11 protein-coding genes are annotated in these 13,345 nt (G+C 62.2%); 1 reads left to right on the top strand and 10 read right to left on the bottom strand.

The window, feature by feature from the left end:
• Positions 1-41 precede the first annotated feature (41 nt).
• From ONG87_RS20025 to ONG87_RS20055, 7 genes are all read right to left on the bottom strand, one after another.
• Positions 42-926, bottom strand: a complete 885-nt coding sequence (locus ONG87_RS20025; protein ID WP_122479867.1) for an ABC transporter permease subunit — start codon at positions 924-926, stop codon at positions 42-44.
• A complete protein-coding gene (locus ONG87_RS20030) occupies positions 923-1,804 on the bottom strand; it encodes an ABC transporter permease subunit (RefSeq protein ID WP_163007645.1) in 882 nt (293 codons plus the stop codon). Before ONG87_RS20030 ends, ONG87_RS20025 begins: the two co-directional genes overlap by 4 nt.
• Before the next feature lie 35 nt (positions 1,805-1,839).
• On the bottom strand, positions 1,840-2,982 hold the full coding sequence (potA, locus tag ONG87_RS20035; protein ID WP_122479869.1) for a polyamine ABC transporter ATP-binding protein: 1,143 nt from the start codon (positions 2,980-2,982) through the stop codon (positions 1,840-1,842).
• 56 nt (positions 2,983-3,038) lie between these two features.
• Positions 3,039-4,133, bottom strand: coding sequence for a polyamine ABC transporter substrate-binding protein (locus tag ONG87_RS20040; protein ID WP_122479870.1), 1,095 nt, complete (start codon positions 4,131-4,133; stop codon positions 3,039-3,041).
• A gap of 193 nt (positions 4,134-4,326) precedes the next feature.
• Positions 4,327-5,424, bottom strand: a complete 1,098-nt coding sequence (locus ONG87_RS20045) for a polyamine ABC transporter substrate-binding protein (RefSeq protein ID WP_122479871.1) — start codon at positions 5,422-5,424, stop codon at positions 4,327-4,329.
• Positions 5,425-5,636: 212 nt separating this feature from the next.
• A complete protein-coding gene (locus ONG87_RS20050; RefSeq protein WP_264381914.1) occupies positions 5,637-7,001 on the bottom strand; it encodes an aspartate aminotransferase family protein in 1,365 nt (454 codons plus the stop codon).
• A 16-nt stretch (positions 7,002-7,017) separates the two neighbouring features.
• On the bottom strand, positions 7,018-8,376 hold the full coding sequence (locus ONG87_RS20055) for a glutamine synthetase family protein (RefSeq protein WP_122479873.1): 1,359 nt from the start codon (positions 8,374-8,376) through the stop codon (positions 7,018-7,020).
• Positions 8,377-8,931: 555 nt separating this feature from the next.
• Between ONG87_RS20055 and ONG87_RS20060 the strand changes: the two genes are divergently transcribed.
• Complete coding sequence (locus ONG87_RS20060; RefSeq protein WP_122479874.1) at positions 8,932-10,308, top strand: glutamine synthetase family protein; 1,377 nt, start codon at positions 8,932-8,934, stop codon at positions 10,306-10,308.
• 235 nt (positions 10,309-10,543) lie between these two features.
• Here the strand turns inward: ONG87_RS20060 and ssuB are convergent, their stop codons facing one another.
• The 3 genes from ssuB to ssuD are packed head-to-tail and all read right to left on the bottom strand — an operon-like array spanning position 10,544 to position 13,295.
• Positions 10,544-11,356: an aliphatic sulfonates ABC transporter ATP-binding protein gene (ssuB, locus tag ONG87_RS20065; RefSeq protein ID WP_122479875.1), complete on the bottom strand. Its 813-nt coding sequence runs from the start codon at positions 11,354-11,356 to the stop codon at positions 10,544-10,546.
• Positions 11,353-12,153 (bottom strand): aliphatic sulfonate ABC transporter permease SsuC, encoded by an 801-nt coding sequence (ssuC, locus tag ONG87_RS20070; RefSeq protein ID WP_264382884.1) that lies wholly within the window; start codon positions 12,151-12,153, stop codon positions 11,353-11,355. Before ssuC ends, ssuB begins: the two co-directional genes overlap by 4 nt.
• On the bottom strand, positions 12,150-13,295 hold the full coding sequence (ssuD, locus tag ONG87_RS20075; protein ID WP_185794713.1) for an FMNH2-dependent alkanesulfonate monooxygenase: 1,146 nt from the start codon (positions 13,293-13,295) through the stop codon (positions 12,150-12,152). The genes ssuC and ssuD overlap by 4 nt, the downstream gene beginning before the upstream one ends.
• Positions 13,296-13,345: the final 50 nt, after the last annotated feature.

Here is a 13,345-nt window from a genome sequence, read left to right on the forward strand (position 1 = left end):
TGTGCTGGCCAGGGCGCTGGAGATCCAGCGCCCTGCCCTCATCACACCGACGCTGCCGGCCGTTGCGTCTTGGGCTGTTGCCAGGAGTTGGCGGCGCTTTCCTCGATGGCTTGCTGGATCGCCTTGCGACGACGCTCTTCGGCCCGACGCCCGAAATACCATACCAGGAACGTCACCAACGAAACGGCCAGCAGAATCAGGCTGGCCACCGCATTGATCTCAGGCTTCACGCCCAGGCGGACCGCCGAAAAAACTTCCATCGGCAGGGTCGTGGAACCCGGCCCGGAAACGAAGCTGGCCAGCACCAGATCGTCCAGCGACAGCGCGAAGGACATCATCCCGCCGGCCGCCAGCGATGGCGCGATCATGGGAATGGTGATCAGAAAGAACACCTTCCAGGGCCGCGCACCCAAGTCCATGGCCGCCTCTTCGATCGACAGGTCCAGCTCGCGCAACCGCGATGACACCACCACCGCCACGTAGGAGGCACAGAAGGTGGTATGAGCGATCCAGATCGTGGCGATGCCACGCTCCTGCGGCCAGCCGATCACCTGGGCCATGGCCACGAACAGCAGCAGCAAGGACAGACCGGTAATCACCTCGGGCATCACCAGCGGCGCCGTCACCAGGCCGCCGAACATGGTGCGCCCCTTGAAGCGACTGATGCGCGTCAGCACGAACGCCGCCATGGTCCCCAGGGCCACGGCCGTCACTGCCGTGTAGCAGGCGATTTCCAGCGAGCGCATCACCGCACCCATCAGCTGGGAGTTGTCCAGCAGGCCGACGTACCACTGCACCGACCAGCCGCCCCAGACCGTCACCAGGCGCGAGGCGTTGAAGGAATAGATGACCAGGATCAGCATCGGCGCGTAGATGAACACCAGCCCCAGCACCAGGATCAGTTTGGAGAACCCGAAACGCTTCATGCCTTGCCCTCCAGTTCTTTGGCCTGGCTGCGATTGAACAGCACGATGGGCACGATCAGAATCGCCAGCATCAACACAGCCAATGCCGAGGCAACGGGCCAGTCGCGGTTGTTGAAGAATTCCTGCCACAACACGCGGCCGATCATCAGGGTTTCCGGGCCACCCAGCAGCTCGGGAATCACGAACTCGCCGACCACCGGAATGAATACCAGCATGCAGCCGGCGATGATGCCGTTCTTCGACAGCGGCACGGTGATCTTCCAGAAACTGTTGAAGGTGCTCGATCCCAGGTCGGAAGCAGCCTCCAGCAAGCTGTTGTCATGCTTCACCAGATTGGCGAACAGCGGCAGGATCATGAATGGCAGGTACGCATAGACCACCCCGATGTACACCGCCAGGTTGGTGTTGAGAATCTGCAGCGGCTGGTCGATCACCCCCAGCCACATCAGGAAGGCATTGAGCAGGCCGTTGTTGCTCAGGATGCCCATCCAGGCATACACGCGGATCAGGATCGCCGTCCAGGTCGGCATCATGATCAGCAGCAGGAGCACGGTCTGCAGGTCCTTGCGTGCCTTGCTGATGGCATAGGCCATGGGATAGCCGAGCAGCAGGCAGATCAGGGTGCTGAAGAAGGCCATCTTCAACGAGCCCAGATAGGCCGAGATGTACAGATCGTCTTCGGTGAGCAGCGCGTAGTTGGCGAAATTGAGGATCAACTCGAACTTCTGTTCGGCGTAGCTCCAGATTTCGGTGTACGGCGGGATCGCCACGTCGGCTTCGGCGAAGCTGATCTTGAGCACGATGAAGAACGGCAGCATGAAGAACAGGAACAGCCACAGGAACGGTACGCCGATGACCATCTGGCGACCGTTGGGGATGATCCTCTTGAGCTTGCGTTTGATCTTGCGCAGCTTCATGAGCGCAGTACCACGCCGCTGTCGTCTTCCCACCAGACGAACACTTCGTCGTCCCAGGTCGGCCGGGCGCCACGGCGCTCGGCGTTGGCCACGAACGACTGCACCAGCTTGCCGCACGGCAACTGCACGTGGAACACCGAATGGCCGCCCAGGTAGGCGATGTCATGGACCTTGCCGCGCGACCAGTTGTGTTCGCTGTCGGGCTGCTGGGTGGTCACCAACATCTTTTCCGGGCGAATGGCGTAGGTCACGTTCTTGTCTTCGGCAGCGGTACTTACACCGTGACCGACATAGATGCTGCGCTCCAGCTCCGGGCTGCTGATCAGTGCGTAGCCTTCCATGTCCTCGACCACCTGGCCTTCGAACAGGTTGACGTTGCCGATGAACTCGCACACCAGGCGGCTGGTGGGGGTTTCGTAGATGTCGATCGGGCTGCCGATCTGCGCGATCCAGCCCAGGTGCATGATGGCGATGCGCTGAGCCATGGTCATGGCCTCTTCCTGGTCGTGGGTCACCATCACGCAGGTCACGCCAACCCGCTCGATGATCTCCACCAGTTCCAGTTGCATCTGCGAGCGCAGCTTCTTGTCCAGCGCGCCCATCGGCTCGTCGAGCAGCAACAGCTTGGGCTTTTTCGCCAGCGAGCGTGCCAGCGCAACGCGCTGACGCTGGCCACCGGACAACTGGTGCGGCTTGCGCTTGCCGTACTGGGTCATCTGCACCAGCTTGAGCATTTCCGCCACGCGTGCGTCGATTTCGGCCGCCGGCAGTTTGTCCTGCTTGAGCCCGAAGGCGATGTTCTGCGCCACGGTCATGTGCGGAAACAACGCGTAGGACTGGAACATCATGTTGATCGGCCGCTCGTAGGGCGGCATATCGGTGATGTCCACGCCGTCGAGGAAAATACGCCCCTCGGTCGGCCGTTCGAAGCCAGCCAGCATGCGCAGCAGGGTGGACTTGCCGGAACCGGACCCGCCCAGCAAGGCGAAGATCTCACCCTGGTTGATTTCCAGCGACACGTCGTCCACGGCCACCGTTTCGTCGAATTTCTTCGTTACCTTTTCGATCCGGACCAGCACCTTTTTCGGTTGCTGGCTGCCTTCGAGGGCTTTTTTGTAGGCGCTGGAGGCAACAGCCATTCACGAAACTCCCAAACTTGAGTGGGGGCGGCTCTGGATCGGGCCGCCCCGAGTATTTATTTGCCCGACTTGACCTTGGTCCAGCTGCGGGTCATCAAACGCTGCACCTTGGGCGGCAGCTCGACGTTGACGTAGAGCTTGTCCTGGATGGCCTGTGGCGGGTAGACCGCCTCGTCGTTGCGCACGTCCTGATCCATCAGCTCGCCAGACTTGAGATTGGGGTTGGCATAGCCGACATAGTCGCTGACCTTGGCAATCACTTCAGGCTTCAACAGGTAGTCGATGAACGCCAGGCCCTGCTTGGCATCCGGCGCATCGGCGGGGATGGCCAGCATGTCGAACCACAGGTTGCCGCCTTCCTTGGGAATCGAGTAGGCCAGCTTGATGCCCTTGCCGGCTTCCTCGGCCCGTGCCTTGGCCTGGAATATGTCGCCGGAATAACCCACGGCCACACAGATGTTGCCATTGGCCAGGTCGCTGATGTACTTGGAGGAATGGAAGTAGGTCACGTACGGACGGACCTTGAGCAGCTTGGCCTCGGCTTGCTTGTAGAGCTTCTCGTCGGTGGTGTTGGGGTCCAGGCCCATGTAGTTGAGCACGGCCGGGAACATCTCGTCGGGCGAGTCGAGAAAGGCGACGCCGCACTTGGACAGTTTCTTGATGTTTTCGGGCTCGAACACCATGGCCCAGGAGTCGATCTTGTCGACGCCCAGCACGGCCTTGATCTTTTCCACGTTGTAACCAATGCCGTTGGTACCCCACAGATAGGGAACGGCGTACTGGTTACCCGGATCGTTCTTTTCCAGGCGCTTGAGCAGCACCGGATCGAGGTTGGAATAGTTGGTCAGCTGGGCCTTGTCCAGTTTCTGGAACGCCCCGGCCTTGATCTGTTTGCCCAGGAAGTGGTTGGACGGCACCACCACGTCGTAGCCGGTATGGCCGGCCAGCAACTTGCCTTCCAGGGTTTCATTGGAGTCGAAGACGTCGTAGATCGGCTTGATCCCGGTGGCGGCTTCGAAATCCGCCAGGGTGCTCTCGCCGATGTAGTCGGACCAGTTGTAGATGTGTACGGTGCCTGCCGCTTGAGCATTGAGCGCCAGGGTCAGACCCGCACCGATCAGCATGGCCTTGCGAAACAAAGAGTGTGACAAGTGGAGGTCCTCTCAAGCGTTTGTTCTATAAGACAAACCGGCGCGCAACTTACAGCCCATGCGCGCGCGCCGCAATTGCTGATTCACCTGGCCCGAGCTCGCGGTGCGCCATTCGCGGCCACGGGCCGCTCCTACGGGGTATGTGTGGGAGCGGTCATCGGCCGCGAAAGGCGCATCGCAATACCAGCCCGGCTTACTTGCCCGACTTAATCTTGGTCCAGCTGCGCGTCATGATGCGCTGCGTCGCCGCCGGCAGGTCGGCAATGGCATACAGCTTGGCCTGCACATCGGCCGGCGGGTAGATGCCCGGATCGCCGCTGATGGCTTTATCCACCAATGCTGTTGCAGCCTGGTTACCGTTGGGGAACTGCACGCTGTTGGTGATCTCGGCCATGACTTCCGGTTTCATCAGGAAGGTCATGAACTTGTAGGCGCCTTCGACGTTCTCGGCATCCTTGGGGATGGCGACCATGTCGAAGAAGCTGCCAGCGCCTTCCTTGGGAATGTTGTAGCTGACCTTGACCTTGCCACCCGCTTCTTCGGCGCGCGACTTGGCCTGGTAGATGTCACCCGAATACCCCACGGCCACGCAGATATTGCCGTTGGCCAGGTCGGAGATGTACTTGGAGGAATGGAAGTAACCGATCGATGGACGCACCTTGAGGAACAGCGCCTCGGCCTCGGCAAGCTGCTTCTTGTCCTGCGAGTCCGTCGGGTAGCCCAGGTAATGCAGGGCGATCGGCAGCATCTCGGTGGGCGAATCAAGGAAGCTGATGCCGCACGACTTCAGCTTGGCCGCGTTTTCCGGCTTGAACAGCAGGTCCCAGCTGTTGGTCGGTGCATCGGCGCCCAGCGCAGCCTTGACCTTGTCGGCGTTGAAGCCGATGCCGATCGAGCCCCACATGTACGGGAAGGCATGCTTGTTGTCCGGGTCGCTCACCGAGACCGCCTTGAGCAGCGATTCGTTGAGGTTTTTCCAGTTCGGCAGTTTCGAGCGGTCCAGTTCCTGGTAAACACCGGCCTTGATCTGCTTGGCCAGGAAGTTGTTGGAAGGCACGACGATATCGTAGCCGGACTTGCCGGCCAGCAGTTTGGCTTCCAGGGTTTCGTTGCTGTCGAATACGTCGTAGACGACCTTGATCCCCGACTCCGCCTCGAATTGCTTGATCGTGTCCGGCGCGATGTAGTCCGACCAGTTGTACACGTGCAGAACCTTGTCGTCTGCCTGCGCAGCACTGGCCATCGCCCCCATCAGGGCCACGGCGAGGAGGGTCTTGCCAAATATCTTCATGCGTTGTGCTCCTAAATGTTCTTGGTCTTAACCTGATGCCAATATTGATCGAGTGCCGTGTTTTGATGATCCGTAGGAGCGGTCATTGGCCGCGAAGAAACCACTGCGGTATCAGTCGAGACCGCGTCGCAGCTTTCGCGGCCGGTGACCGCTCCTACGGAACGCCGTCGCATTTTGCGTACCGATGCTCCCGACGGGAGCAAGCCTAGCATCTAGCCCCCGAGTGCTTCGAGTGTCAGGTCCAGGCAAAGCCGTGCCTTGCTCACCAGCTCGTCGATCTCGGCGTGGCTGATGACCAGCGGCGGTGCAATGATCATGGTGTCACCGACGGCCCGCATGATCAGCCCGTTGTCGAAGCAGAACTGCCGACAGATCATACCGGCGCCCCGCCCTTCGTGACGGCTGCGAGTCGCCTTGTCCTTGACCAGTTCGATTGCGCCGAGCATGCCCAGGCCACGGACCTCACCCACCAGCGGATGGTCCTGCAGTTCGCGCAGACGCTTTTGCAAATACGGTGCCGCATCGGTCCGGACCGTGTCGACGATGTGCTCGTCGCGCAGGATGCGCAGGTTTTCCAGCGCCACCGCCGCCGCGACCGGATGCCCGGAATAGGTGAAGCCGTGGTTGAAGTCGCCACCCTGGTTGATCACCTGCACCACCTCATCGCGCACGATCACGCCGCCCATGGGGATGTAGCCGCTGGTGAGGCCCTTGGCGATGGTCATCAGGTCGGGCGCCAGATCATAGTAGTCGCTGCCGAACCAGTGGCCGGTACGGCCGAAGCCGCAGATGACTTCATCGGCCACGAACAGGATGTCGTAGCGCGCCAGCACTTGCTTGACCTTCGGCCAGTAAGTCTCGGGCGGAATGATCACGCCGCCGGCGCCCTGGATCGGCTCGGCGATGAACGCCGCGACGTTGTCTTCGCCCACTTCCAGGATCTTCTTTTCCAACTGATCGGCGGCCCAGATGCCGAACGCGTCCGGGGTCATGTCACCACCCTCGCCGAACCAGTACGGCTGGGCAATGTGCACGATGCCCGGGATCGGCAGATCGCCCTGCTCGTGCATGCCCGACATGCCGCCCAGACTGGCGCCAGCCACCGTGGAGCCGTGGTAGCCATTGATGCGGCTGATGATCACCTTTTTCTCGGGCTTGCCCTTGAGCGCCCAGTAATGGCGCACCAGGCGCAGCACGGTGTCGTTGCCCTCGGAACCGGAGCCGGTGAAGAACACATGGTTCATGCCCTCGGGCGCCAGGTCGGCGATGGCCTTGGCCAGCTCGAGAGCGGGCGGGTGGGCGGTCTGGAAGAACAGGTTGTAGTACGGCAGTTCGCACATCTGCTTGCTGGCTGCCTGCACCAGCTCCTCGCGACCGTAGCCGATCGCCACGCACCACAGGCCGGCCATGCCGTCGAGGATCTTGTGCCCTTCGCTGTCCCACAGGTACACGCCGTCGGCCTTGGTGATGATCCGCGGACCCTTCTGCGCCAGCTGCGTGTAGTCGCTGAACGGCGCCAGGTGGTGGGCGCTGCTCAAGTCTTGCCAATGCTGGGTCTGGGGGTTGTTGTTGCTCATCTGTCGCTCCTTTTTCTCACACCGCGAACAGCAGGAACTCACGTTCCCACGAGCTGATCACGCGTTTGAAGTTTTCGTGTTCGGCGCGCTTGACCGCAACATAGCCAACGACGAATTTCTTGCCCAGGTACTTCTCCACCGTCTTGCAGTTTTCCATGCGCTCCAGCGCATCCTCGATGGTCAACGGCAGCCGCAGGTTGCGCCGCTCGTAGCCGCGGCCCTGCACCGGCGCACTCGGGTTCAGGCCCTCGACCATGCCGATGTAGCCGCACAACAAGCTGGCGGCGATGGCCAGGTACGGGTTGGCATCGGCGCCCGGCAAGCGGTTCTCGACCCGCCGGTTCTGCGGCGTGGCGTCGGGCACGCGCAGGCCAACGGTGCGGTTTTCCTCGCCCCACTCGACGTTGACCGGCGCCGAAGTGTCGGGCAGGAAACGACGGAACGAATTGACGTTGGGCGCGAACAGCGGCAGCAGTTCGGGAATGAATTTCTGCAGGCCGCCGACGTGGTGCAGGAACAGCTGGCTCATCGAGCCGTCTTCGTTGGCGAAGATGTTCTTGCCGGTGGCCGAATCGACGATGCTCTGGTGCAGGTGCATGGCACTGCCCGGCTCGCCCGTCATCGGCTTGGCCATGAAAGTGGCGGCGACGTTGTGCTTGAGCGCGGCCTCGCGCATGGTGCGTTTGAACACCAGGATCTGGTCGGCCAGGTGCAGGGCATTGCCGTGCCGGAAGTTGATTTCCATCTGCGCCGTGCCGTCTTCGTGGATCAGGGTGTCGAGGTCCAGGTTCTGCGCCTCGCACCAGTCGTAGACGTCTTCGAACAACGGATCGAACTCGTTCGCCGCTTCGATGGAAAACGATTGCCGACCGGTTTCCGGGCGTCCCGAGCGGCCGATCGGCGGCTGCAGCGGGAAGTCCGGGTCTTCGCAGCGCTTGGTCAGGTAGAACTCCATCTCCGGCGCCACGATCGGCTGCCAGCCTCGGTCCGCATACAGCTTCAAGACCTTCTTGAGCACGTTGCGCGGCGACAGCTCGATGGGGTTGCCCTGCTTGTCGTACGTGTCGTGGATGACCTGCGCCGTGGGCTCTATGGCCCAGGGAACGAGAAACACCGCGTTCTCGTCGGGGCGGCAGATCATGTCGATGTCGGCAGGGTCGAGCAACTCGTAGTAGATGTCGTCTTCTACATAGTCGCCAGTCACGGTTTGCAATAGAACACTTTCCGGCAAGCGCATGCCTTTTTCGGCGATGAACTTGTTGGTCGGGGAAATCTTGCCGCGGGTGATCCCGGTGAGGTCGGCGATCAGGCATTCGACTTCGGTGATCTTGTGATCTTTCAACCAATCGGTGAGCTGGTCGAGGTTGGGACTCATAAATACCTCAGGAGGCCATTGACCTGGCTCGCGGCGAGCCGGGCACGTGTTGACGCGTGGGCGTCGTTGGGAAAGCGGTCAAGCGAGGGCGGCACACTGCCCACCCGGCCTCTCGATACCCGGCCGGAACGTGAAGCTCAGGGTAGCGGTTTCGGGGCTCAGGCAGTACAGGAGGGACAAAAAAACAGAGGCGCAACGCCGTGGGCTGTCAATTATTCTGGTCGCCGGCAACCGGTGGCTGCAGCGAGCTCCATCAGATAATGGCAGGCGTGCCATGACTCACCCTCGGTATTATTGAAATGGCGGGTTGAAAACGAGCTTAGCCTTGTTCATTTTTTTCCACAACTATCAGGCGGCAAACTTCCGCAGACACTTTTCAGGCAGTTGCAAGGCACCGTAATTGCCAGGCGCATGCGCCCTGATATGCAGCAAAAGAGGCTCAACAGCGCTCTTTCAGGGCAAAACCCGGCTCGCTTGACTTAGTGTTGGCTTTCGGATTGACTGAAACCTGTTCGACCCAATGATTGATATTTTTAACAACAAAGGTGTTGCATCATGTCGGTACCCCCGCGTGCCGTTCAGCTTAACGAAGCGAACGCATTCCTTAAGGAACATCCTGAGGTTCTGTACGTCGACCTTCTGATTGCAGATATGAATGGTGTGGTGCGTGGCAAGCGCATCGAGCGCACCAGCCTCCACAAGGTTTACGAGAAAGGCATCAACCTGCCCGCCTCGCTGTTTGCCCTGGACATCAACGGCTCTACCGTGGAAAGCACCGGTCTTGGCCTGGACATCGGCGATGCCGATCGTATCTGCTACCCCATTCCCGACACCCTGTGCAACGAGCCTTGGCAGAAGCGCCCTACCGCGCAGTTGCTGATGACCATGCACGAACTCGAAGGCGAGCCGTTCTTCGCCGACCCGCGTGAAGTGCTGCGCCAGGTCGTCGAGAAGTTCGACGCCATGGGCCTGACCATCTGCGCCGCCTTCGAGCTGGAGTTCTACCTGATCGACCAGGAAAACGTGAACGGTCGACCGCAGCCGCCGCGCTCGCCGATCTCCGGCAAGCGTCCGCATTCGACCCAGGTGTATCTGATCGACGACCTGGACGAGTACGTGGACTGCCTGCAGGACATCCTCGAAGGGGCGAAGGAACAGGGCATCCCGGCCGACGCCATCGTCAAGGAAAGTGCGCCGGCGCAGTTCGAGGTTAACCTCCATCACGTTCCGGATGCCATGAAGGCCTGCGACTATGCAGTGCTGCTCAAGCGCCTGATCAAGAACATCGCCTACGACCACGAGATGGACACCACGTTCATGGCCAAGCCCTATCCGGGCCAGGCGGGTAACGGTCTGCACGTGCACATCTCGATCCTGGACAAGGACGGCAAGAACATCTTCACCAGTGAGGATCCCGAGCAGAACGCCGCATTGCGTCACGCGATCGGCGGTGTGCTCGAGACCCTGCCCGCGTCGATGGCGTTCCTGTGCCCGAACGTCAATTCGTACCGCCGCTTCGGTGCTCAGTTCTACGTGCCCAACTCGCCCTGCTGGGGCCTGGACAACCGTACCGTTGCCTTGCGCGTGCCTACCGGAACCCCGGATGCCGTGCGCCTGGAACACCGCGTTGCCGGCGCCGATGCCAACCCTTACCTGTTGATGGCCGCAGTATTGGCCGGCGTGCACCACGGCCTGACCAATCAGGTCGAGCCCAACGAGCCGGTGACGGGCAACTCCTACGAGCAGAACGAGCAGAGCCTGCCGACCAACCTGCGCGATGCCCTGCGCCTGCTGGACGACAGCGAGGTGTTGGCCAAATACATCGATCCGAAATACATCGATATCTTCGTGGCTTGCAAGGAAAGCGAGTTGGAAGAATTCGAGCACTCCATCTCGGACCTCGAGTACAACTGGTACCTGCACACCGTGTAACGGCCGGGCGCCGCGGTATGCCTGCCATGCCGCGGTGTTCACGAACGCATTTGCTGGGCGGCGGTGCAGCAGATATGCCGCGTCGTCCCCGGACGCGGCTCGCGCCGCTGCTACGGGGGGATGTGTCGCATCTGGCCTGCGGTGCGAACGACATGGCGCGGCTGGCACAATCCCTGTAGCAGCGGCGCGAGCCGCGTCGGCGGTACGTGCGGATACCCGACGTACCGCGTCCGGATCAGCGTGCCCAGCGCAACTGGGTCGGCAACGGCGACGGCGGCTCGGGCTCCGGTGGATTGCCCGGCAGCGCCAATACTCGATTGAGCACTTCGCTTTCCAGCGCCGCCAGACGATGGGAACCGCGAGCGCGCGGACGTGGCAACTCGACGGCCAGGTCCAGACCAATGCGCCCCTCCTCGATCAGAATCACCCGGTCGGCAATCGCCACCGCCTCGGCCACATCGTGGGTTACCAGCAACACGGTGAAACCGTGCTTGCGCCACAGGCTCTCGATCAACTGCTGCATCTCGATGCGCGTGAGCGCATCCAGCGCCCCCAAGGGCTCGTCCAGCAGCAACAGCCGCGGCTTGTGAATCAGGGCCCGCGCCAGCGCCACGCGCTGCTTCTGCCCGCCGGACAACCCCGCCGGCCACTCATCGGCGCGCTCGGCCAGGCCCACCGCTTCGAGCGCCTGCAAGGCCTGCTCGCGCCAATTGCCGGACAGCCCCAGGCCCACGTTGTCGATCACTCGTTTCCATGGCAGCAGGCGGGCTTCCTGGAACATCAGCCGGGTGTCGTTGCGCGCATCGCTGAGCGGACCGGAACCTGCCAGCAGTTGTCCGCTGGTGGGTTGGTCGAGTGCTGCCAGCAGGCGCAGCAAGGTGCTCTTGCCGCACCCGCTGCGGCCGACGATGGCCACGAACTGCCCGGCCGGAATGTTCAGGTCGATCTCGCGCAGTACCTCGCGCTCGCCAAAGGTCTTGCGTAGCTGGCGAACCGCCAGTGGAATCCCGCGCCGCAGGTTCTGCGGCTGTTCCTTGAAAACGGTCATGCTGCACCTCCCTTGGTTTGGTAGGCCGGGTGCCAGCGCAGCCACACTCGCTCCAGCCCTCGCGCCGCCAAGTCGGCCAGCTTGCCGAGAATCGCATAGAGCACGATGGCCAGCACCACCACGTCGGTCTGCAGGAATTCGCGCGCGTTCATGGCCAGGTAACCGATGCCGGAGCTGGCGGAAATGGTTTCCGCAACGATCAGCGTCAGCCACATCAGGCCGAGGGCGAAACGCACGCCGACCAGAATGGAAGGCAACGCCCCGGGCAGAATCACCTGCCAGAACAAACGAAATCCGGACAGGCCATAGCTGCGTGCCATTTCCACCAACGCGGGGTCGGCGTTCTTGATGCCGTGGTAGGTGTTCAGGTAGATCGGGAACAATGTGCCCAGCGCGACCAGAAAGATCTTCGCCGACTCATCGATACCGAACCACAGAATCACCAGCGGAATCAGCGCCAGGTGCGGGACGTTGCGGATCATCTGCACCGAGGTGTCGAGCAGGCGCTCGCCCCAGCGCGACAGGCCGCTGATCAGCCCCAGTAGCAGACCGATGCCGCCACCGATGGCGAAGCCGATGCCCGCGCGCCAACCGCTGATGGCCAGGTGCGTCCAGATCTCCCCGGACTTGAATAGCGCGACGCCTGCCGCGAACACCGCGCTGGGCGCTGGCAGGATCCGCGTCGACAGCCAGCCGACGCTGACCGCCAGCTGCCAGATCAACAGCAGGCCCACCGGCAGCGCCCAGGGCGCCAGCCGGTGGACGATTTGCTCGTTGTACTCATGGCAGTTTCTCAGCGCTGGGCGGCCTTGGGCAAAATGTCGTTGGCCACCATCTCACCGAACGGGCTGACGTAGTTGGCGCCGGTCGGCGCTTCCGGGCGCTGCACGTCCAGGTGCGGGAACAACAGCTCGGCCACGCGGTACGACTCTTCCAGGTGCGGGTAGCCGGAGAAGATGAACGTGTCGATGCCCAGTGCGGCGTACTCCTTGACTCGCTCGGCCACCGTCGGGCCGTCACCGACCAGCGCAGTGCCCGCCCCGCCACGCACCAGGCCGACGCCGGCCCACAGGTTGGGGCTCACCTCCAGCTTGTCCTTGCTGCCGCCATGCAATGCGGCCATGCGCTGCTGACCCACCGAATCGAAACGCGCCAGCGAAGCCTGGGCGCGGGCAATGGTATCGTCGTCGACATGGGCGATCAGCCGCTCGGCGGCCTGCCAGGCTTCTGCATTGGTTTCACGCACGATCACGTGCAGGCGGATTCCGAAGCGCACGGTCCGGCCGAGCTTGGCGGCCTTCTCGCGCACCTGGGCGATCTTCTCGGCCACCGCTGCCGGTGGCTCGCCCCAGGTCAGGTACATCTCCACCTGTTCGGCGGCAAGGTCTTGAGCCGCATCGGAAGACCCGCCGAAGTACAGCGGCGGACGCGGCTGCTGCACCGGCGGATAGAGCAGCTTGGCGCCTTTGACGGTGAGGTGCTTGCCATCGTAGTCGACCGTCTCGCCTTCCAGTACGCGGCGCCAGATACGGGTGAATTCCACCGACGCCTCGTAGCGCTCCTCGTGGGTGAGGAACAGACCGTCGCCGGACAGCTCGTCAGGGTCGCCGCCAGTGACCAGGTTGAACAGCGCGCGGCCGTTGGACAAGCGGTCCAGGGTCGCTGCCTGACGCGCGGCCACGGTGGGCGAGATGATTCCAGGGCGCAGGGCAACCAGGAATTTCAGGCGTTGGGTGACCGGAATCAACGAGGCCGCCACCAGCCAGGAGTCTTCGCAGGAGCGCCCGGTAGGGATCAGTACGCCGCCGTAGCCGAGGCGATCGGCCGCCTGCGCGATCTGTTGCAGGTAACCGTGGTCGACCGCCCGTGCACCTTCGGAGGTGCCCAGGTAATGACCGTCGCCGTGGGTGGGAAGAAACCAGAAAATATTGAGGCTCATGGAGTTGTCTCCTGACGTGGCTCGGAACCGATGCGCGGGCACCGGTGCAG

Source organism: Pseudomonas sp. MM227 (assembly GCF_947090715.1).
In the GTDB taxonomy this organism is placed as follows: domain Bacteria; phylum Pseudomonadota; class Gammaproteobacteria; order Pseudomonadales; family Pseudomonadaceae; genus Aquipseudomonas; species Aquipseudomonas baltica.